The 19,567-nt window shown below is 64.9% G+C and carries 18 protein-coding genes; 7 read left to right on the forward strand and 11 right to left on the reverse strand.

Annotation, left to right across the window (positions count from 1 at the left end):
- Window positions 1-82 precede the first annotated feature (82 nt).
- From prpF to VUG52_RS17960, 5 genes are all read right to left on the reverse strand, one after another.
- Window positions 83-1,273, reverse strand: coding sequence for a 2-methylaconitate cis-trans isomerase PrpF (prpF, locus tag VUG52_RS17940; RefSeq protein WP_331831838.1), 1,191 nt, complete (start codon window positions 1,271-1,273; stop codon window positions 83-85).
- Window positions 1,274-1,423: 150 nt separating this feature from the next.
- Complete coding sequence (gene acnD, locus VUG52_RS17945) at window positions 1,424-4,012, reverse strand: Fe/S-dependent 2-methylisocitrate dehydratase AcnD (protein ID WP_050705073.1); 2,589 nt, start codon at window positions 4,010-4,012, stop codon at window positions 1,424-1,426.
- A 164-nt stretch (window positions 4,013-4,176) separates the two neighbouring features.
- The gene (gene prpC, locus VUG52_RS17950; protein WP_331831839.1) at window positions 4,177-5,304 is read right to left on the reverse strand and encodes a bifunctional 2-methylcitrate synthase/citrate synthase; all 1,128 of its coding nucleotides are present in this window, start codon (window positions 5,302-5,304) and stop codon (window positions 4,177-4,179) included.
- Between the two features lie 114 nt (window positions 5,305-5,418).
- Window positions 5,419-6,309: a methylisocitrate lyase gene (gene prpB, locus VUG52_RS17955; RefSeq protein ID WP_028692606.1), complete on the reverse strand. Its 891-nt coding sequence runs from the start codon at window positions 6,307-6,309 to the stop codon at window positions 5,419-5,421.
- On the reverse strand, window positions 6,306-7,022 hold the full coding sequence (locus VUG52_RS17960; RefSeq protein ID WP_050705071.1) for a GntR family transcriptional regulator: 717 nt from the start codon (window positions 7,020-7,022) through the stop codon (window positions 6,306-6,308). The genes prpB and VUG52_RS17960 overlap by 4 nt, the downstream gene beginning before the upstream one ends.
- 285 nt (window positions 7,023-7,307) lie before the next feature.
- Between VUG52_RS17960 and rloA the strand changes: the two genes are divergently transcribed.
- The 5 genes from rloA to VUG52_RS17985 all read left to right on the forward strand — a co-directional run bounded on the left by rloA (window position 7,308) and on the right by VUG52_RS17985 (window position 12,792).
- Window positions 7,308-7,844 carry a retropepsin-like aspartic peptidase RloA gene (gene rloA / locus VUG52_RS17965; RefSeq protein WP_050705070.1) on the forward strand — a complete coding sequence of 179 codons (537 nt, stop codon included), beginning with the start codon at window positions 7,308-7,310 and terminating at the stop codon, window positions 7,842-7,844.
- A 5-nt stretch (window positions 7,845-7,849) separates the two neighbouring features.
- Window positions 7,850-9,385 carry an osmotic stress tolerance membrane protein RloB gene (gene rloB / locus VUG52_RS17970; protein ID WP_262952963.1) on the forward strand — a complete coding sequence of 512 codons (1,536 nt, stop codon included), beginning with the start codon at window positions 7,850-7,852 and terminating at the stop codon, window positions 9,383-9,385.
- Window positions 9,385-10,365 carry an alpha-L-glutamate ligase-like protein gene (locus VUG52_RS17975; protein ID WP_028692610.1) on the forward strand — a complete coding sequence of 327 codons (981 nt, stop codon included), beginning with the start codon at window positions 9,385-9,387 and terminating at the stop codon, window positions 10,363-10,365. Before rloB ends, VUG52_RS17975 begins: the two co-directional genes overlap by 1 nt.
- 235 nt (window positions 10,366-10,600) lie before the next feature.
- Window positions 10,601-11,944: an aminodeoxychorismate synthase component I gene (gene pabB, locus VUG52_RS17980; protein ID WP_262952961.1), complete on the forward strand. Its 1,344-nt coding sequence runs from the start codon at window positions 10,601-10,603 to the stop codon at window positions 11,942-11,944.
- A 113-nt stretch (window positions 11,945-12,057) separates the two neighbouring features.
- Window positions 12,058-12,792: a phosphoadenylyl-sulfate reductase gene (locus VUG52_RS17985; RefSeq protein ID WP_050705067.1), complete on the forward strand. Its 735-nt coding sequence runs from the start codon at window positions 12,058-12,060 to the stop codon at window positions 12,790-12,792.
- A gap of 123 nt (window positions 12,793-12,915) precedes the next feature.
- Here VUG52_RS17985 and cysB read toward each other — a convergent pair whose 3' ends face one another.
- The 3 genes from cysB to VUG52_RS18000 all read right to left on the reverse strand — a co-directional run bounded on the left by cysB (window position 12,916) and on the right by VUG52_RS18000 (window position 15,573).
- On the reverse strand, window positions 12,916-13,890 hold the full coding sequence (gene cysB, locus VUG52_RS17990; protein ID WP_011533140.1) for an HTH-type transcriptional regulator CysB: 975 nt from the start codon (window positions 13,888-13,890) through the stop codon (window positions 12,916-12,918).
- Between the two features lie 127 nt (window positions 13,891-14,017).
- The gene (locus VUG52_RS17995; protein ID WP_028692613.1) at window positions 14,018-14,515 is read right to left on the reverse strand and encodes a universal stress protein; all 498 of its coding nucleotides are present in this window, start codon (window positions 14,513-14,515) and stop codon (window positions 14,018-14,020) included.
- A 95-nt stretch (window positions 14,516-14,610) separates the two neighbouring features.
- Window positions 14,611-15,573: a putative 2-dehydropantoate 2-reductase gene (locus VUG52_RS18000; RefSeq protein ID WP_331831840.1), complete on the reverse strand. Its 963-nt coding sequence runs from the start codon at window positions 15,571-15,573 to the stop codon at window positions 14,611-14,613.
- Between the two features lie 223 nt (window positions 15,574-15,796).
- On the opposite strand from VUG52_RS18000, the gene VUG52_RS18005 reads away from it, so the two are divergent.
- Complete coding sequence (locus VUG52_RS18005) at window positions 15,797-16,873, forward strand: 3-deoxy-7-phosphoheptulonate synthase (protein WP_011533136.1); 1,077 nt, start codon at window positions 15,797-15,799, stop codon at window positions 16,871-16,873.
- Window positions 16,874-16,929: 56 nt separating this feature from the next.
- On the opposite strand, the gene VUG52_RS18010 is transcribed toward VUG52_RS18005, so the two are convergent.
- A complete protein-coding gene (locus VUG52_RS18010) occupies window positions 16,930-17,211 on the reverse strand; it encodes a GNAT family N-acetyltransferase (RefSeq protein ID WP_028692616.1) in 282 nt (93 codons plus the stop codon).
- 490 nt (window positions 17,212-17,701) lie between these two features.
- On the opposite strand from VUG52_RS18010, the gene oprI reads away from it, so the two are divergent.
- On the forward strand, window positions 17,702-17,953 hold the full coding sequence (oprI, locus tag VUG52_RS18015) for an outer membrane lipoprotei OprI (RefSeq protein ID WP_003259780.1): 252 nt from the start codon (window positions 17,702-17,704) through the stop codon (window positions 17,951-17,953).
- A 231-nt stretch (window positions 17,954-18,184) separates the two neighbouring features.
- Here oprI and VUG52_RS18020 read toward each other — a convergent pair whose 3' ends face one another.
- Complete coding sequence (locus VUG52_RS18020; RefSeq protein ID WP_050705065.1) at window positions 18,185-19,159, reverse strand: L,D-transpeptidase family protein; 975 nt, start codon at window positions 19,157-19,159, stop codon at window positions 18,185-18,187.
- Between the two features lie 95 nt (window positions 19,160-19,254).
- Window positions 19,255-19,536, reverse strand: a complete 282-nt coding sequence (locus VUG52_RS18025; RefSeq protein WP_028692618.1) for a hypothetical protein — start codon at window positions 19,534-19,536, stop codon at window positions 19,255-19,257.
- Between the last annotated feature and the right edge of the window lie 31 nt (window positions 19,537-19,567).

Raw genomic sequence — 19,567 nt, forward strand, 5'->3', positions numbered from 1 at the left:
CGCTCCCACGCCAACCGTATATTTTGCGTGGGAGCGGGCTTGCCCCGCGATGGGCCAGAAAAGCCGAGCGCTGATGGTGCGTTTAGAAGCTATCACCGGGCACGCGCACCCAGCCCTCCATCAGCACCCGAGCGCTTCGGCTCATGATTGCCTTGGTCACGGTCCACTGCCCGTCCACCTGACGCGCCTCGGCCCCGACCCGCAGCGTCCCGGACGGATGGCCGAAACGCACGGCACTTCGTTCGCCGCCACCGGCGGCAAGGTTGACCAGCGTCCCCGGGATCGCCGCGGCGGTGCCGATGGCGACCGCCGCGGTACCCATCATCGCGTGGTGCAGCTTGCCCATCGACAGCGCGCGCACCAGCAGGTCGACGTCCTCTGCGGCGACAACCTTGCCACTGGAGGAGGCATAGCCGGTCGGCGCCGCGACGAACGCCACCTTCGGCGTGTGCTGGCGTCCGGTAGCCTGGTCGATGTGCTCGATCAGCCCCATGCGCACCGCGCCATGGGCACGGATGGTCTCGAAACGCTGCAATGCCGCGGCATCGCCATTGATGGCGTCCTGCAGCTCGGTACCGGTATAGCCGATATCGGCGGCATTGACGAAGATGGTCGGGATGCCGGCGTTGATCAGGGTCGCCTTGAAGGTGCCGACACCCGGCACCTCGAGGTCGTCGACCAGATTGCCGGTGGGGAACATCGCCCCGCCGTCACCGTCATCGTCAGCGGCCGGGTCGAGGAACTCCAGCTGCACCTCGGCGGCCGGGAAGGTCACGCCATCGAGCTCGAAATCGCCGGTTTCCTGCACCTCGCCTTCGGTGATCGGCACATGGGCGATGATGGTCTTGCCGATGTTGGCCTGCCAGATCCGCACGGTGGCGATGCCATTGCGCGGGATGCGGCTGGCATCGACCAGCCCGCCGCTGATGGCGAACGAGCCGACCGCGGCGGACAGGTTGCCGCAGTTGCCGCTCCAGTCGACGAAGGCCTTGTCGATCGACACCTGGCCGAACAGGTAGTCGACGTCGTGGTCGGCCTTGAGGCTCTTCGACAGGATCACCGTCTTGCTGGTGCTGGAGGTGGCGCCGCCCATGCCGTCGATCTGCTTGCCGTACGGGTCGGGGCTGCCGATTACCCGCAGCAGCAGGGCGTCACGGGCCGGGCCCGGGACCTGGGCGCGCTCGGGCAGGTCCTGGAGGCGGAAGAAAACGCCTTTGCTGGTGCCGCCACGAATATAGGTGGCGGGGATTCTTACTTGGGGTACGTGGGCCATTGTCGTGTTTCCTGATCTTTTCGTTTCGGCGAACATCCCTGGGGCTGCGTTGCAGCCCTTTCGCGGCACAAGGCCGCTCCTACAGAGACACGCGATCACCTGTAGGAGCGGCCTTGTGCCGCGAAAGGGCCGCAACGCGGCCCCGCTCACTCAGGCCGCGCCTTCCAGGAAGTCCTGGGCAAAGCGCTGCAACACGCCACCCGCCTCGTAGATCGACACCTCTTCGGCGGTATCCAGGCGGCAGGTCACCGGCACCTCGACACGTTCGCCGTTGCGCCGCGTCACCACCAGGGTCAGCGTCGCCCGTGGCGTGCGCTCGCCGAGCACGTCGTAGGTCTCGCTGCCGTCCAGGCCCAGGGTCTTGCGGTCGGTGCCCGGCTTGAACTCCAGCGGCAGCACGCCCATGCCCACCAGGTTGGTGCGGTGGATACGCTCGAAGCCTTCGGCGACGATGGCCTCGACACCAGCCAGGCGCACGCCCTTGGCCGCCCAGTCACGGGACGAGCCCTGGCCGTAGTCGGCACCGGCAACGATGATCAGCGGCTGCTTGCGCTCCATGTAGGTCTCGATGGCCTCCCACATGCGGGTCACCTTGCCTTCCGGCTCCAGGCGCGCCAGCGAACCCTGCTTCACGCTGCCGTCGTCCTTGCGCACCATTTCGTTGAACAGTTTGGGGTTGGCGAAGGTGGCGCGCTGGGCGGTCAGGTGGTCACCGCGGTGGGTGGCGTAGGAGTTGAAGTCCTCCTCCGGCAGGCCCATCTTCGCCAGATACTCACCAGCAGCGCTGTCGAGCATGATGGCATTGGACGGTGACAGGTGGTCGGTGGTGATGTTGTCCGGCAGCACCGCCAGCGGGCGCATGCCACGCAGGGTACGCTCACCGGCCAGGGCGCCTTCCCAATACGGCGGGCGACGGATGTAGGTGCTCATCGGGCGCCATTCATACAGCGGCGCGACTTTCGGCCCCTTGTCTTCCTCGATGGTGAACATCGGGATGTACACCTGGCGGAACTGCTCGGGCTTGACCGAGGCACGCACCACGGCGTCGATCTCTTCATCGCTCGGCCAGATGTCCTTCAGGCGGATCTCCTTGCCGTCGACCACGCCCAGCACATCCTTCTCGATATCGAAGCGGATGGTGCCGGCAATGGCGTAGGCCACCACCAAGGGCGGCGAAGCCAGGAACGCCTGCTTGGCGTACGGGTGGATGCGCCCGTCGAAGTTGCGGTTGCCCGAGAGCACGGCGGTGGCGTACAGGTCGCGGTCGATGATTTCCTGCTGGATCACCGGGTCCAGCGCGCCGGACATGCCGTTGCAGGTGGTGCAGGCGAAGGCGACGATACCGAAGCCCAGTTGCTCCAGTTCCTGCTCCAGCCCTGCTTCCTTGAGGTACAGCTGCACGGCCTTGGAGCCCGGCGCCAGCGACGACTTGACCCATGGCTTGCGGACCAGGCCGAGCTTGTTGGCGTTGCGCGCCAGCAGGCCGGCGGCGATCACGTTTCGCGGGTTGCTGGTGTTGGTGCAGCTGGTGATGGCGGCGATGATCACCGCGCCATCCGGCATCTGCCCCGGCACTTCTTGCCACTGGCCGGCGATGCCCTTGGCCGCCAGGTCGCTGGTGGCCACCCGGGCGTGCGGGTTGGACGGGCCGGCCATGTTGCGCACCACGCTCGACAGGTCGAAGCTCAGGGTGCGCTCGTACTCGGCCTTGGCCAGGCTGTCGGCCCACAGGCCGGTGGCCTTGGCGTAGGTTTCCACCAACTGCACTTGCTGGTCATCGCGGCCGGTGAGTTTGAGATAGTCGATGGTCTGCTGGTCAATGGCGAACATCGCCGCGGTGGCGCCGTATTCCGGGGCCATGTTCGAAATGGTGGCGCGGTCGCCCAGGGTCAACGCGCTGGCGCCGGCACCGTGGAACTCCAGGTAGGCGCCGACCACCTTCTGCTTGCGCAGGAACTCGGTGAGCGCCAGCACCAGGTCGGTGGCGGTGATGTTCGGTGCCAGGCGACCGGTCAGCTCGACACCGACGATCTCCGGCAGGCGCATCCACGAGGCGCGGCCGAGCATCACGTTCTCGGCTTCCAGGCCGCCGACGCCGATGGCGATCACACCCAGGGCATCCACGTGCGGGGTGTGGCTGTCGGTGCCGACGCAGGTGTCCGGGTAGGCCACGCCGCGATCGTTGTGGATCACCGGCGACATCTTCTCCAGGTTGATCTGGTGCATGATGCCGTTGCCCGGCTGGATCACGTCGACGTTCTTGAACGCCTGCTTGGTCCAGTTGATGAAGTGGAAACGGTCTTCGTTACGGCGGTCCTCGATGGCGCGGTTCTTCTCGAACGCCTGCGGGTCGAAGCCGCCGCATTCGACGGCCAGCGAGTGGTCGACGATCAGCTGCACCGGCACCACCGGGTTGACCTGGGCCGGATCGCCGCCCTTGTCGGCGATGGCGTCGCGCAGGCCGGCCAGGTCGACCAGGGCGGTCTGGCCGAGGATGTCGTGGCACACGACGCGGGCCGGGAACCAGGGGAAGTCGAGGTCGCGCTTGCGCTCGATCAGTTGTTCCAGCGAGGCGTTGAGGGTGGCTGGGTCACAGCGGCGCACCAGGTTCTCGGCCAGCACGCGGGAGGTGTACGGCAGGCCGTCGTAGGCGCCGGGCTTGATCGCCTCGACCGCGGCACGGGCGTCGAAGTAGTCCAGGGCGGTGCCTGGCAGGTTCTTGCGGAATGCGGTGTTCATATCGTTATCGGGCTCGGTCACGGTTTACCTGGGCAGGCATCGGCAGATTCGTGGGAGCGGGCTTGCCCCGCGATTGCGTCGCATGCGCCAGCGAGGTTGAACCTGCTGGCGCAATCGCGGGGCAAGCCCGCTCCCACAACAGACCTACAGCCTGACTCTTCTAATCAACGCTGCTCGATCGGCACGAACTGGCGCTGCTCGACGCCGACGTACTCGGCGCTCGGGCGGATGATGCGGTTGTTGGCGCGCTGTTCGAACACGTGCGCGGCCCAGCCGGTCAGGCGCGAGCAGACGAAGATCGGGGTGAACAGCTTGGTCGGGATGCCCATGAAGTGGTACGCCGAGGCATGGTAGAAGTCGGCGTTGGGGAACAGGCGCTTCTGCTCCCACATGGTCTTGTCGATGGCTTCGGAAACCGGGTACAGGACCTTGTCACCGACTTCGTCGGCGAGTTGCTTCGACCAGCCCTTGATCACCTCGTTGCGCGGATCGGACTCTTTATAGATGGCATGGCCGAAGCCCATGATCTTGTCCTTGCGCTCGAGCATGCGCAGCAGCTCGGCGGTGGCTTCCTGCGGAGCCTGGAAGCGTTCGATCAGTTCCATCGCCGCTTCGTTGGCGCCGCCGTGCAGCGGGCCGCGCAGCGAGCCGATGGCCGCGGTCACGCAGGAGTACAGGTCGGACAGGGTCGAGGCGCAGACCCGGGCGGTGAAGGTCGAGGCGTTGAACTCGTGCTCGGCGTAGAGGATCAGCGAGACGTTCATCACCTTGACGTGCAGCGCGCTCGGTTTCTTGCCGTGCAGCAGGTGCAGGAAGTGGCCGCCGAGGGTGTCCTCGTCGCTGGTGCAGTCGATGCGCACGCCGTGGTGGGTGAAGCGGTACCAGTAGCACATCACCGCCGGGAACAGCGCCAGCAGGCGGTCGGTCTTCTCGCGCTGGGCGTCGAAGGTCAGTTCCGGCTCCAGGGTGCCGAGCACCGAGCAGCCAGTGCGCATCACGTCCATCGGGTGGGCGTCGCGCGGGATGCGCTCGAGCACTTCCTTCAGCGCTTGCGGCAGGTCGCGCAGGCCCTTGAGCTTGCGCTTGTAGTCGGCAAGCTCCGCCTTGCTCGGCAGCTCGCCGTACAGCAGCAGGTAGGCGACTTCCTCGAACTCGGCGCCGGCGGCCAGGTCACGCACGTCATAGCCGCGGTAGGTCAGGCCGGCCCCGGCCTGGCCGACGGTCGACAGCGCGGTCTGGCCGGCCACCTGGCCACGCAGGCCCGCGCCACTGAGTACTTTTGCTTCGGCCATGGTGTTTCTCCTTTCTTGAATTTGTTATCGAAGTCTTTTCTGGCTAATCAGGGGTGGCTGTACCAGCGCATTCGCGGGGCAAGCCCGCTCCTACAGGTACAGCGTCAGGCCTTTCTACCCTTTCTTCTGGGCGAACAATGCATCGAGGCTCTGCTCGAAGGCGTGGTAGCCGATGGCATCGTAGAGCTCCATGCGGGTCTGCATGGTGTCGATCACGTTTTTCTGGGTGCCGTCGCGGCGCAGCGCGGTGTAGACGTTCTCGGCCGCCTTGTTCATGGCGCGGAAGGCCGACAGCGGGTACAGCACCAGCGACACGTCGACCGAAGCCAGTTCCTCGGTGGTGTACAGCGGCGTGGCGCCGAACTCGGTGATGTTGGCCAGGATCGGTGCCTTCACCCGGTCGGCGAAGGTCTTGTACATCGACAGCTCGGTAATGGCTTCCGGGAAGATCATGTCGGCGCCGGCCTCGATGCAGGCGGCAGCGCGGTCCAGGGCGGCGTTCAGGCCTTCCACTGCCAGCGCGTCGGTGCGCGCCATGATCACGAAGCTGTCGTCGCTGCGGGCATCCACGGCGGCCTTGATGCGGTCGACCATCTCCTGCTGCGAGACGATCTCCTTGTTCGGGCGATGGCCGCAGCGCTTGGCGCCGACCTGGTCCTCGATATGAATGGCCGCGGCGCCGAACTTGCTCATCGACTTGACGGTGCGGGCGACGTTGAAGGCCGAGGCGCCGAAGCCGGTGTCGACATCCACCAGCAGCGGCAGGTCGCAGACGTCGGTGATGCGCCGTACGTCGGTGAGCACGTCGTCCAGGCCGCTGATGCCCAGGTCCGGCAGGCCCAGGGAGCCGGCGGCGACACCGCCGCCGGACAGGTAGATGGCCTTGAAGCCGGCGCGCTTGGCCAGCAGGGCGTGGTTGGCGTTGATGGTCCCGACCACCTGCAGCGGATGTTCGGCGGCGACCGCGTCACGGAAACGCTGGCCGGGCGTGCTCTTCACTGTCATGACTCACCTCGTGGGCTATTGTTGTCGGCACCTTGGTAGTGGCGCTCGATATTGCGTTTGGATGCGCCGATGTGGCGACGCATCAGGAGTTCTGCCAGTTCGCCGTCGCGAGCTTCGATGGCATCGAGGATGCGGTGGTGCTCGGCGAAGGCTTGGCGCGGGCGGTTGGGCGTGCTGGAGAACTGGATGCGGTACATGCGCACCAGCTGGTACAGCTCGCCGCAGAGCATCTTGTACAGCGTCTGGTTGCCGCTGCCCTGGATGATCCGGTAGTGGAAGTCGTAGTCGCCTTCCTGCTGGTAGTAGCCCTGCCCGGCCTGGAACGCGGCATCGCGCTCGTGGGTGTCGAGCACGTGGCGCAGCTCGTCGATGGCCGCCTGGCTCATGCGCTCGGCGGCCAGGCGACAGGCCATGCCTTCTAGGGATTCGCGGATTTCGTACAGTTCGATCAGCTCGGCATGGCTCAGCGACACCACCCGGGCGCCGACATGGGGCACGCGCACCAGCAGGCGCTGGCCCTCCAGGCGATGGATCGCCTCGCGCAGCGGGCCGCGACTGATGCCGTAGGTGCGCGCCAGCTCCGGCTCGGAGATCTTGCTGCCGGGCGCGATGTCGCCCTTGACGATGGCGGCCTGGATGCAGCGGAAGACGTGCTCCGAGAGGGTCTCGGTCTCGTCCTGGGGCAATGGGGTGGCCGGGGCTGTGTCCAGCATGATTGTCGACACCTTCAGAATCAGTGACGCCAAAACTAGCCAAATAGAGGACTGGAGTCAAAGACAAAAAGAATATTGTCGACAATCGTCTAATAACGAACTTACCCCGCTTTCATGGGGTCTGATCGCGGGCGCGCTGGCGTCAAGACATCGGCGTGATAGAATGCCGCGCTCCTTCGGGAGCATGGATAGTGTGTCTGTCATCATTTCATGTTGTTGACAGATCAATGAGGACGCTTGGCCAGTCGCCTTGCCCTGAAACCTGCACAGCACCGCGCCAGGATTATGAGACTCAAACCCGCTTTATTGCTGCTCTGCCTGACCCTGCTGCCGGCGCTCGCGCCCGCGGCCGAGAAGACCGTGTACGGTCTGAACGAGTACGCCCGCCTGGGCGACCTTGACCTGGAAGTGGCGGCCAAGCTCGACACCGGCGCCAAGACCGCCTCGCTCAGCGCCCGCGACATCAAGCGTTTCAAGCGCAACGGCGAGAGCTGGGTGCGCTTCTACCTGGCCATCGACGCCGCGCACAAACACCCCATCGAACGCCCCCTGGCCCGCGTCAGCAAGATCAAGCGCCGCGCCGGGGACTATGATGCCGAATCCGGCAAGGCCTACACCGCCCGTCCGGTCATCGAACTCGAGATCTGCATGGGCCAGACGCAACGCACCATCGAGGTCAACCTCACCGACCGCAGCGCCTTCCAGTTCCCGCTGCTGATCGGTTCCGAGGCCCTCAAGCACTTCGGTGCGCTGGTCGACCCAAGCCTTAAATACGCGGCCGGCAAACCTGCCTGCGCCACCGAAGCTCCCAAAGCAGAGTAATTCCGATGCGCTCTCTTACCCTTCACCTGAAAGTCCTGATCACCGTCCTGGTAGTGCTGGGCATCGCGATCACGGCCTACCAGATCTTCGCCCTCGGCATCCCGGTGACCGAGGACGAGACCGACGACCTGTGGAACATCGACGCCAAGGTCGAGTTCGTCGCCAGCGCCAAGGACCCGGTCAAGGTGCAGATGTTCGTGCCCCCGCTGAACCGTGACTACGTCAGCCTCAACGAGAGCTTCATCTCCAACAACTACGGGGTCAGCGTCAACCGCGCCGACGGCAACCGCAAGGTGACCTGGTCGGCCCGTCGCGCCAGCGGCAACCAGACCCTCTACTACCGCCTGGTGCTGACCAAGCGCTACAGCAACGAAAAGACCAAGATCAAGGGCCCGACCTTCCGCGACAGCCTGGCCGTCGAGGGCCCGGAGAAAATCGCCGCCGAAGCGCTGATGGCACCGATCCGCCAGCACTCGGCCGACGTCGAGACCTTCGTCAGCGAGACCATCAAGCGGGTCAACAATGCCAACGACGACAACGCCAAGCTGCTGCTGGCCGGCGACAACTCGCCGCTGAAAAAAGCCCAGGTCATCGACCTGCTGCTGTCCATCGCCCACGTGCCGCTGGAGAAGGTCCACACCATCCGCCTGGTGGCCGATACCCCGCAGAGCCCCGAACTGTGGCTGCGCAGCTTCAACGGCAACGACTGGCTGTACTTCAACCCAGAGACCGGCGAGCAGGGCCTGCCCAGCGACCGCCTGCTGTGGTGGACCGGTGACGACAACCTGATCACCGTCGATGGCGGCAAGAAGGCCACCGTCACCTTCAGCATGAACAACAGCGAGATGAACGCCATCCGCCTGGCCAAGCTGACCGACGAGAACACCGACGCCGACTTCCTCGAATACTCGCTGTACGGCCTGCCGTTGCAGACCCAGCAGACCTTCATGATCATGGTGATGATCCCGATCGGCGTGCTGGTGATCCTGGTGCTGCGCAACCTGATCGGCATCCAGACCCTGGGTACGTTCACCCCGGTGCTGATCGCCCTGGCCTTCCGCGAGACCCAGCTGGGCTTTGGCATCATCCTGTTCACGGTGATCACCGCCCTGGGCCTGTCGCTGCGCTCATACCTTGAGCACCTCAAGCTGCAGATGCTGCCGCGCCTGTCGGTGGTACTGACCTTCGTCGTGGTGCTGATCGCCGCCATCAGCCTGTTCAGCCACAAGCTGGGCCTGGAGCGCGGGCTGTCGGTGGCACTGTTCCCGATGGTGATCCTGACCATGACCATCGAGCGCCTGTCGATCACCTGGGAAGAGCGTGGCGGCGGCCATGCCATGAAAGTGGCCGTCGGCACCCTGTTCGCCGCCTCCATCGCGCACCTGCTGATGACCGTGCCGGAAGCGGTGTACTTCGTCTTCACCTTCCCGGCGGTGCTGCTGATCCTGGTGGGCTTCATGCTGGCGATGGGTCGCTACCGCGGCTACCGCCTGACCGAGCTCGTGCGCTTCAAGGCATTCCTGAAGAAGGCTGACGCCTGATGTTTGGCCTGATCAAGACGTGGAAAGCCCTGGAGGCCCGGGGCATCATGGGTATCAACCGGCGCAACGCGGACTACGTGTTGAAGTACAACAAGCGCCACCTGTACCCGATCGTCGACGACAAGATCATCACCAAGGAGCGCGCCCTGGCGGCCGGCATCCATGTGCCGGAAATGTACGGCATCATCGAGACCGAGAAGCAGATCGAGAAACTCGACGAGATCATCGGCGGGCGCAGCGACTTCGTCATCAAGCCGGCCCAGGGCGCCGGCGGTGACGGCATCCTGGTGATCGCCGACCGCTTCGAGGACCGCTACCGCACGGTGTCGGGCAAGATCATCAGCCACGAGGAGATCGAGCACCAGATCTCCAGCATCCTCACCGGCCTGTACTCGCTGGGCGGGCACCGCGACCGCGCGCTGATCGAGTACCGGGTCACCCCGGACCAGATCTTCAAGAGCATCAGCTACGAAGGCGTGCCGGACATCCGCATCATCGTGCTGATGGGCTACCCGGTGATGGCCATGCTGCGCCTGCCGACCCGCCAGTCCGGCGGCAAGGCCAACCTGCACCAGGGCGCCATCGGCGTGGGCGTGGACCTGGCCACCGGCCTGACCTTGCGCGGCACCTGGCTGAACAAGATCATCAGCAAGCACCCGGACACCACCAACGCGGTGGACGGCGTGCAACTGCCGAACTGGGACGGTTTCATGAAGCTCGCCGCCAGCTGCTACGAGTTGTGCGGCTTGGGCTACATCGGCGTGGACATGGTTCTGGACCAGGACAAGGGTCCGCTGATCCTCGAGCTCAACGCACGTCCCGGCCTGAACATCCAGATCGCCAATGACTGCGGCCTGACCCAGCGCACCCACGCCATCGAGGCGCACCTGGAGATGCTGGCCAAGGAAGGTCGCAGCGAGGATGCCGAACAGCGCGTGAAGGTCTCGCAGGGGTTGTTCGGGCACGTCAATCCGCTCTAACCGCGCTTCCCGTGTAGAAGCGGCCTTGCGCCGCGAAAGGGCCGCGAAGCGGCCCCAGGATCTCAGCGTTGATGCGAAGATCGCCGGGGCTGCTTTGCAGCCCTTTCGCGGCGCAAGGCCGCTCCTACAGGGGGATTGCGCAAATCCGGATGGCGAATGTCGTTGCCAGCGCTAGGCGCATTTCCCCCACAGGTCTACAATCGCCCACCTCGCTTGTTCATCGCCGTCCATCCTGATGCCGACCTGTACGCTCCACCCCCTGCCCTACCAGCCCGACCCCGCCTTCTACTTCGAACGCCTGCGCCGCGCGCCCGGTGCGATCCTGCTCGACAGCGCCCGACCAGGCGCCGAACGCGGCCGCTACGACCTGCTCAGCGCCTGGCCGCTGCAGCAGTTGCAGGCACACCCCGAGGAAGACGGTCGCGACTACCTGCAGCGCCTGCGCCAGGCCCTGGCCGACCTGGGGACGGCACAACTGCCCGAGGGCATCGAGCTGCCGTTCGCCGGCGGCCTGATCGGCTACCTGAGCTACGACTTCGGCCGGCGCCTGGAGCAGTTGCCGACGCACGCGGTCGACGACCTCGGCCTGCCCGACGCCCGGTTAGGGCTGTATGCCTGGGCACTGGTGTCCGACCATCGGCTGTGCAGCAGCCAGCTGGTGTTCCATCCAAGCCTGCCCGAGGCCGAGCAACAACGGCTCATTGCGTTGTTCGAGGCCAGCACCCCGGGCGATAGCGGCGACTTCCACCTGCTCGCGCCCATGACCGGTGACCTTCGCCCCGAGCAGTACCGGGCGGCGTTCGACCAGGTGCAGCGCTACATCCAGGCCGGCGACTGCTACCAGATCAACCTCACCCAGCGCTTTCGCGCCCCCTGCCAGGGCGACCCGTGGCGCGCCTACCAGGCCCTGCGCGCCGCCTGCCCGACGCCGTTCTCCGGCTACCAGCAGTTGGATGAAGGCACGGCGCTGCTGAGCTTCTCCCCCGAGCGCTTCATCCGCGTCAGCCAGGGCGCGGTCGAGACCCGCCCGATCAAGGGCACCCGCCCACGCGCCGCCGACCCGGCCGAGGACGCGCGCAACGCCGCCGAGCTGCTGGCCAGCCCCAAGGACCGCTCGGAAAACCTGATGATCGTCGACCTGCTGCGCAACGACATCGGCCGCACCTGCCAGACCGGCTCGGTGAAGGTGCCGGAGCTGTTCAGCCTGGAGAGCTACCCCAACGTTCATCACCTGGTCAGCAGCGTGGTCGGCCGCCTGGCCGCCGACAAGGACGCCCTGGACCTGATCGCCGGCAGCTTCCCCGGCGGCTCGATCACCGGCGCCCCGAAGATCCGCGCCATGCAGATCATCGACGAGCTGGAGCCGGCGCGCCGGGCGCTGTACTGCGGCTCGCTGTTGTATCTCGATGTGCGCGGCGAGATGGACAGCTCCATCGCCATCCGCAGCCTGCTGGTCAAGGATGGCCAGGTCAGTTGCTGGGGCGGCGGCGCGGTAGTGGCCGATTCGGACTGGCAGGCCGAGTACGAGGAGTCGATCGCCAAGGTGCGGGTGCTGATGGAAACACTGCAGGCCCTGTAAGACTCCGTGGGAGCGGGCTTGCCCCGCGATCGCCAGGCGTCTGCCCCGCCATTTTTTGTTACCATCTGACCACTACGAGCGCACAGCGCCACTCAACCGATGGAAACCGCCTGATGAGCCAACCCTTCGACGTCGCCGCCCTGGCCGCGACCTACGCCAGCAAGTCCCCGCAGGAGATCCTCAAGCTCGCCTTCGAGCATTTTGGCGATGACCTGTGGATCTCCTTCAGCGGTGCCGAGGATGTGGTGCTGGTGGACATGGCCTGGAAGCTGAACAAGCAGGTCAAGGTGTTCAGCCTCGACACCGGGCGCCTGCACCCGGAGACCTACCGGTTCATCGACCAGGTGCGCGAGCAGTACAACCTGCCCATCGAGATCCTCAGCCCGGATCGCGACAAGCTCGACCCGTTCGTCAAGGAAAAAGGCTTGTTCAGCTTCTACAAGGATGGTCACGGCGAGTGCTGCGGCATCCGCAAGATCGAGCCGCTGCGCCGCAAGCTGGCCACCGTCAGCGCCTGGGCCACCGGCCAGCGCCGCGACCAGAGCCCCGGCACCCGCAGCCAGGTGGCGGCGCTGGAGATCGACAGCGCCTTCTCCACCCCGGAGCGCACCCTGTACAAGTTCAACCCGCTGGCGCAGATGACCAGCGAGGAAGTCTGGGGCTACATCCGCATGCTCGAGCTGCCCTACAACAGCCTGCACGAGCGCGGTTTCATCAGTATCGGCTGCGAGCCGTGCACCCGCCCGGTACTGCCGAACCAGCACGAGCGCGAAGGACGTTGGTGGTGGGAAGAGTCGACGCAGAAGGAATGTGGGCTGCACGCCGGCAACCTGATCAGCAAGGCTTGAAATAGTTGGGGCCGCTTCGCGCCCCTTTCGCGGCACAAGGCCGCTCCTACAAGGAAACGTGATCCCCTGTAGGAGCGGCCTTGTGCCGCGAAAGGGCCGCAAAGCGGCCCCAGCTATTTCAGATCAGTGCACCGGCAGCTCAACACCCTCGAACAGCTCTTCGAGTTCCTGCTTGTTATGGCACTGGATCGCCTTGGCCATCACCTCACGGGTCAAGTGCGGCGCGAACTTCTCGATGAAGTCGCACATGAAGCCACGCAGGAAGGTGCCACGACGGAAGCCGATCTTGGTGATGCTGGCCTCGAACAGCTCGCTGGCATCCAGGCACACCAGATCACTGTCGAGCTTCGGGTCGACCGCCATCTTGGCCACGATGCCCACGCCCAGACCCAGGCGCACATAGGTCTTGATCACGTCGGCGTCGGCGGCGGTGAACACCACCTTCGGCGTCAGGCCGCGGTGGTTGAACGCCTCGTCGAGCTTGGAACGGCCGGTGAAGCCGAACACGTAGGTGACGATCGGGTACTCGGCCACCGCTTCCAGGGTCAGCTTCGGCAGCTTGGTCAGCGGATGGCCCTGTGGCACCACCACGCAGCGGTTCCACTTGTAGCACGGCATCATGATCAGGTCGCCGAACAGCTCCAGCGCCTCGGTGGCGATGGCGAAGTCGACGGTGCCGTCGGCCGCCATCTCGGCGATCTGCATCGGCGAGCCCTGGTGCATGTGCAGGGCGACTTCCGGGTACTGCTTGATGAAGTTGCTGATCACCGGCGGCAGCGCGTAGCGCGCCTGGGTGTGGGTGGTGGCGATCGACAGGGTGCCCTTTTTCTCGTTGGAGAATTCCTGGGCGATCTGCTTGATGCTCTCGACCTTGCGCAGGATCTCGCCGGCGGTATTGATGATGCGCTCGCCCGCCGGGGTGACGCGGGTCAGGTGCTTGCCGCTGCGGGCGAAGACCTCGACGCCCAGCTCGTCCTCGAGCAGGCGGATCTGCTTGCTGATGCCCGGCTGGGAGGTGTACAGGCTCTGCGCCGTCGCGGAAACGTTGAGGTCATGGTGCGCCACTTCCCAGATGTAGCGCAGTTGCTGAAGCTTCATAGATATCCCTCAAAGGCGGTAGGTCACCGGCGCGCCGGCAGCGACGAGTTATAACTATATTAGTGGCTTGAGAAATAAATCTAGAACTATTTTGTTACGTTCGCTGGAAAAAGTCCTACCGCTAGGTTCACGATTTCCTACGTCCAAGATGGTGAGCCAACGGCACCATGTACACCGGCACCGGTGACAGTTGCAGCAGCCGCACCGCCGTGCGACCGATCGGCACATCCACTCCCGCGCCGGCGCTGTGACTGCCGAAGATCAGCAGGTCGACCGACAACCGCTGGGCCTGCTCGAGGATCACCTGGGCCGGGTCGCCCTGGCGCACCCGCACCGCGCGGATCAATGCCAGGTCGGCCGGCTCGGTCATCTCGTCGCGAAAGTTCTCCAGCACCCGCTGCTCGATATTGGCCATGACCGTGTTGACGCCCTCGCTGTGCAGCGCATCGAGGGTCTGCTCATCGAGGTAGCTCTGCAGCAACGATTCGGCGAACTGGCCCATGGGCTCCACGGCATGGATCACATACAGCTCTGCGTTGAAGGTCCGCGCCAGGGCCAGGGCGTGCTGCATGACAAAGGGCGCATAGACACCGAGGTCAGTGGCAAACAGCATGGAACGGATCATTCGACCTCCTCGACTGCCGCGACGGCAGAGCAAGCTTGAGCTTAGCAGCGCCATCGGCGGTCGCCTGGCCGTCCGGCGCACAGCTGCCGCGGGCTTCAGGCCTGCCGACTGCGCCGGTCGATGAACGCCAGGGCCTGGTACAACGCCTCCATGCGCGGCAACGCGCAACCGGCCGCACGGGCCCGGGCCAGGGGCTCGGCATAGATCGCCTGCAGCTCAAGCGGCCGCTGCTGGACATGGTCGTGGTACATGCTCGGCCAGTAGTCCGGCATCTTCTCGGTGATGCGGAACAGGTGCTCGGCGTAGCCCGCCGGCAGCTCGCGGCCACAGGCCTTGGCGCCCGTCACCACTTCGGCCATCAGCGCCTGGATCAGCGTGCGGCTGTCGGCATCGCCCATCAAGGGCGTGGTGCTGGCCTGCAGCAACACCGAAAGGCCGTTGTAGGGCACGTTCCACACCAGCTTCTGCCAGCGCGCCTGGTCGAGGTCGGCCATGGCCTGGGAGTCGATGTTCGCGGCCCGGAACAGCCCGGCACCCTCCTCCACCACGGCGGCCCCGCCATCCTTCGCCGGGCCACTGTGATAGCCCAGGTTCACCGCGCCCAGCGACTGGTGGCGGATTTCGCCTGGGCCCTCGCGGTTGACGCAGATGAAGCACAGGCCGCCGAGCAGGTGCAGGTCCGGGCGCAAGGCCGGGCGCAACTGCTCCTCGACCCCAAGGCCGTTCTGCAGCAACACCACCCGGGCGTCGGGCGCCGCTGCCTGCACGATCAGGGGCGCCAGCTCCGCGTTGCTGGTGGCCTTGGCGCCTACCAGCAGCCAGTCGCAGGGCGGCATGTCGGCGGCACGGGCGTACGCCTGCACCGGCATGTGCACCTGGCCGTGTACCGTGCTGTCGAGACGCAGCCCCTGCTCATGCACAATCTGGTACTCGCTGCGCAGCAGAAAGTGCACGTCGAAGCCGGCGCGAGCCAGCATCAGGCCGTAGAAGCCACCGATTGCGCCGCTGCCGATAATGCCGATGCGGGGATTGCCAATGCGAGGGTCGAGGGACGCCATGCCGTGCTCCTGGTCGAGAGTCATTGTTGTTGGACAGCCACTATACCTGCGTACCTGCCCGCATTTGCCAGCCGATGGGCAAAAACCCCGTATCGACGGGCCCCAGCCCATTGTCGCGCCCCCGCTAACGCGCTAAGGTTCGGCCTCCCCGCTGCGAATAATCTGCTGCTGGGCCGCACGGGGAACGTTGGCGGCCGGCACCCGTGACCTGACGAGTAACACGATGGCTGATTTACCGATCGATGACCTTAACGTTGCCTCCAACGAGACCTTGATCACCCCCGATCAGCTCAAGAAGGAAATTCCCCTCAGCGCCAAGGCCCTGCAGACCGTGACTGCCGGCCGCGAAGTGGTGCGCAACATCCTCGACGGCAAGGACCATCGCCTGTTCGTGGTGGTCGGCCCCTGCTCGATCCACGACATCAAGGCCGCCCACGAGTATGCCGAGCGCCTGAAGGTGCTGGCCGAGGAAGTCTCCGACACCCTGTACCTGGTCATGCGTGTGTACTTCGAGAAGCCGCGGACCACCGTCGGCTGGAAAGGCCTGATCAACGACCCGTACCTGGACGACTCGTTCAAGATCCAGGACGGCCTGCACATCGGTCGCCAACTGCTGCTGGACCTGGCCGAGAAGGGCCTGCCCACCGCCACCGAAGCGCTCGACCCGATCTCCCCGCAATACCTGCAGGACCTGATCAGCTGGTCGGCCATCGGCGCCCGCACCACCGAATCCCAGACCCACCGTGAAATGGCTTCGGGCCTGTCCTCGGCGGTCGGCTTCAAGAACGGCACCGATGGCGGCCTGACCGTGGCCATCAACGCCCTGCAGTCGGTGTCCAAGCCGCACCGTTTCCTGGGCATCAACCAGGAAGGCGGCGTGTCCATCGTCACCACCAAGGGCAACGCCTACGGCCACGTGGTGCTGCGTGGCGGCAACGGCAAGCCCAACTACGACTCGGTCAGCGTCGCCCTGTGCGAGCAGGACCTGGCCAAGGCCAAGATCAAGCCCAACATCATGGTCGACTGCAGCCACGCCAACTCCAACAAGGACCCAGCCCTGCAGCCGCTGGTCATGGAGAACGTCGCCAACCAGATACTCGAAGGCAACCAGTCGATCATCGGCCTGATGGTCGAGAGCCACCTGAACTGGGGCTGCCAGGCCATTCCGAAGAACCTCGACGAGCTGCAGTACGGCGTGTCGGTCACCGATGCCTGCATCGACTGGGCGGCCACCGAGAAGACCCTGCGCAGCATGCACGCCAAGCTCAAGGACGTGCTGCCCAAGCGTCAGCGCGGCTGACTTCTTGCGCAAACGAAAACGCCGGGCAATGCCCGGCGTTTTCATGTGTGGGTAGCTTAGACCTTGCTTGAATGGCGCTGCTGGCGCTCCATGTAGCGCTCGACGTAGGAGCACGACGGAATCACGGTGTAGCCCATCTGCTCGGCATAGGCCAGGGCCTGCTCGGTGAGCGCCGCGGCGATTCCGCGACCACGCAAGGCGTTGGGCACGAAGGTGCGATAGATGTCCAGCGTCTGCTTGCCCAGGTCCATGTACGTCAGATAGGCCCGGTGACCGTCCACGGTGGTCTCGAACTGATGACCGGCCTGGTCATGGTGGATGGTCAGCGTTTCGCTCATCACTACTCCTCGCAGGTCTTGTCGGCAGACCCTTACCTTACCGATGTGGTTTATCCGGCGGAGGAACCTCTACGCCACCTGTTGCCCCTTGGACAGCAGCGCGACTGGGATCGTTCTGCGTCGATGGCACCCTCAAATAGTAGGCGCCGCCGGCGAGAATGCTCAAGCTGCGCAGAATGAAAATGCTGACAGCCTCCCGCCCAAGGCCCGGCAACAGCAACCGGATGTTCTTGGGCTATGACGCCCGCCGACAGTTAAAGTCACCCTTAGTTCAACAAAAAGTTCCTGTACTACAATCGCTTGCGAACGCTGGCCAGGATTTTCACAGTTTGTTTACAAACCCCGTCACCGGAGGCCTGCGCAGCATTTTTTTTGCAGTTCTTGCGCTCAGTCAGTTTACTTACTACAAGTAATGGGTACTATGTACGCCGGCCAGTTTCTCTTTTCCGAGAGATGGCTATTTAATAGAAAGTCCTTGAAGGGGAACACGATGAACAACGTTCTGAAATTCTCTGCTCTGGCTCTGGCCGCAGTTCTGGCTACCGGTTGCAGCAGCGTATCCAAAGAAACCGAAGCTCGCCTGACTGCTACCGAAGACGCAGCAGCTCGCGCCCAGGCTCGTGCAGACGAAGCCTACCGCAAAGCTGACGACGCTCTGGCAGCTGCTCAGAAGGCTCAGCAGACCGCTGACGAAGCCAACGAGCGCGCTCTGCGTATGCTGGACAAAGCCAGCCGCAAATAATAATCCTCACGGATTGTTATGGAGCCGACCCACTTGTGGGTCGGCTTTTTTATTGCCTGGAGCAAAAGCCGGACGGTGCCACCCAAACAACTGGGGCCGCCTGGCGACCCACCCCGGGACAAGCCTACGCCTAAAGGCATGGCGTTCGCCGTACCTGTAGGAGCGGGCTTGTCCCGCGATGGGCCGGAAAGCGGCCCCAAAGTGCCCCGCTAGTTGCCAGCGGGCAATCGCTTACTGCAGTTCTGGCGGAATGCTCGATACCATCGGCGCGCTTGCGCCATTGGTTGGCACCGCGATCTCGACCGGCATGCCGTCCTCGGCCGCCACCACATCGCGAACCATGTCCCAGTTCATGCGCAAGTTGTTGGCCAGGTCTTCACGCTTGAGCAGGGCGTTGATGACCGCGGTGTGCTTGTCGACCACCGACGGGTTGCCGTGGTCGTCCAGCGGCGTGTGCGCTTCAAGGTAGACCTTGCCGGCGCTGATACCGAACTTGTACGGCTCGTTGATGATGCGCACCGGAGTGCCCACCGGAACCATCTTCGACAAGGTCAGCACGTTATTGTTGAGCATGCGGAAGCAGCCGTGGCTGGTGCGCATGCCGATGCCGAACTTCTTGTTCGAGCCGTGGATCAGGTAACCCGGCACACCCAGGGTGAACTTGAATGGCCCCAGCGGGTTATCCGGCCCGGCCGGCACCACGGCCGGCAGGATGTCGCCATCGGCGGCATGCTCGGCGCGGATCGAGGCTGGCGGGGTCCAGGTCGGGTTCGGGGTCTTGGCGGTGATCTTGGTGTTGGCGATCGGCGAACCCCAACCCTCGCGGCCGATTCCCAGCGGGAAGGTGTGCACCACGTTCTGCCCTTTCGGGTAGTAGTACAGGCGGTACTCGGCCAGGTTGATGACGATGCCTTCACGCGGGCCCGGCGGCAGGATGTAGCGGGTCGGCAGGACGATCTCGGTGCCGGCGCCCGGCAGCCAGGGGTCGACGCCCGGGTTGGCGGCGATCATCTCGAGGTAGCCGAGGTCGTTGGCGGTGCCGATATCGGCGAAGGTGTCTTCGTACTTGGCCTTGATGGTGTGGACCTGGCCGACGACGTCTTCACCGGGAGGTGGCAACGGCAGTTCCAGCGCAACAGCGGGGCCTGTCGCCAGCATGGCGGCCAGGGTCAGGCTACGGGTGACGGCGGGAAAGCGCGGCAACATCCGGGAAATCCTTCGAAAGATCAGTCAAGACAACGATTGTACACCCGCGCCTATAAAGAGCGGGAGGCGCATGCGTTTCAGATGATGAAAGGCGTTCAGAGTTCCGGCCACACCGGACGCATGCCGCGCCGCTGGGCATCGAGGATCGCCCGGCACAGCGGGCACAGGCGCTCGTCGCGGTAGATCGCCCGCTCCACCCCCGACCAGCGCGGCTGCGCCGGCAGCAGGCCGCCGCACAAGGTACGGTCGACCGGCACGCCCAGCTCGAGCTGGCGGGCGGCCAGGTGGATGCGCACTTCCTGGCAGGCAAACAGGTCGAGCTGCTCATCGGGCTCGATCAGTTGGTAGGCGTACAGGGACCAGGCGGGGCGCGGCATCGGGGGCACTCGAAACGGGGGGCGCAACATT

It is taken from the genome of Pseudomonas sp. LH21, from assembly GCF_036549575.1.
Lineage (GTDB): Bacteria > Pseudomonadota > Gammaproteobacteria > Pseudomonadales > Pseudomonadaceae > Aquipseudomonas > Aquipseudomonas peradeniyensis.

What these genes read in the sequence shown, in the direction of transcription:
- VUG52_RS17995 (WP_028692613.1), bottom strand. Translation starts at nt 14,515, where the DNA reads ATGATCCGTTCCATGCTGTTTGCCACTGACCTCGGTGTCTATGCGCCC.
- rloA (WP_050705070.1), top strand. Translation starts at nt 7,308, where the DNA reads ATGAGACTCAAACCCGCTTTATTGCTGCTCTGCCTGACCCTGCTGCCG.
- VUG52_RS17960 (WP_050705071.1), bottom strand. Translation starts at nt 7,022, where the DNA reads ATGCTGGACACAGCCCCGGCCACCCCATTGCCCCAGGACGAGACCGAG.
- VUG52_RS18025 (WP_028692618.1), bottom strand. Translation starts at nt 19,536, where the DNA reads ATGCCGCGCCCCGCCTGGTCCCTGTACGCCTACCAACTGATCGAGCCC.
- prpB (WP_028692606.1), bottom strand. Translation starts at nt 6,309, where the DNA reads ATGACAGTGAAGAGCACGCCCGGCCAGCGTTTCCGTGACGCGGTCGCC.
- pabB (WP_262952961.1), top strand. Translation starts at nt 10,601, where the DNA reads ATGCCGACCTGTACGCTCCACCCCCTGCCCTACCAGCCCGACCCCGCC.
- acnD (WP_050705073.1), bottom strand. Translation starts at nt 4,012, where the DNA reads ATGAACACCGCATTCCGCAAGAACCTGCCAGGCACCGCCCTGGACTAC.
- VUG52_RS17985 (WP_050705067.1), top strand. Translation starts at nt 12,058, where the DNA reads ATGAGCCAACCCTTCGACGTCGCCGCCCTGGCCGCGACCTACGCCAGC.
- VUG52_RS18005 (WP_011533136.1), top strand. Translation starts at nt 15,797, where the DNA reads ATGGCTGATTTACCGATCGATGACCTTAACGTTGCCTCCAACGAGACC.
- oprI (WP_003259780.1), top strand. Translation starts at nt 17,702, where the DNA reads ATGAACAACGTTCTGAAATTCTCTGCTCTGGCTCTGGCCGCAGTTCTG.
- VUG52_RS18000 (WP_331831840.1), bottom strand. Translation starts at nt 15,573, where the DNA reads ATGGCGTCCCTCGACCCTCGCATTGGCAATCCCCGCATCGGCATTATC.
- VUG52_RS17975 (WP_028692610.1), top strand. Translation starts at nt 9,385, where the DNA reads ATGTTTGGCCTGATCAAGACGTGGAAAGCCCTGGAGGCCCGGGGCATC.
- VUG52_RS18020 (WP_050705065.1), bottom strand. Translation starts at nt 19,159, where the DNA reads ATGTTGCCGCGCTTTCCCGCCGTCACCCGTAGCCTGACCCTGGCCGCC.
- cysB (WP_011533140.1), bottom strand. Translation starts at nt 13,890, where the DNA reads ATGAAGCTTCAGCAACTGCGCTACATCTGGGAAGTGGCGCACCATGAC.
- prpC (WP_331831839.1), bottom strand. Translation starts at nt 5,304, where the DNA reads ATGGCCGAAGCAAAAGTACTCAGTGGCGCGGGCCTGCGTGGCCAGGTG.
- VUG52_RS18010 (WP_028692616.1), bottom strand. Translation starts at nt 17,211, where the DNA reads ATGAGCGAAACGCTGACCATCCACCATGACCAGGCCGGTCATCAGTTC.
- rloB (WP_262952963.1), top strand. Translation starts at nt 7,850, where the DNA reads ATGCGCTCTCTTACCCTTCACCTGAAAGTCCTGATCACCGTCCTGGTA.
- prpF (WP_331831838.1), bottom strand. Translation starts at nt 1,273, where the DNA reads ATGGCCCACGTACCCCAAGTAAGAATCCCCGCCACCTATATTCGTGGC.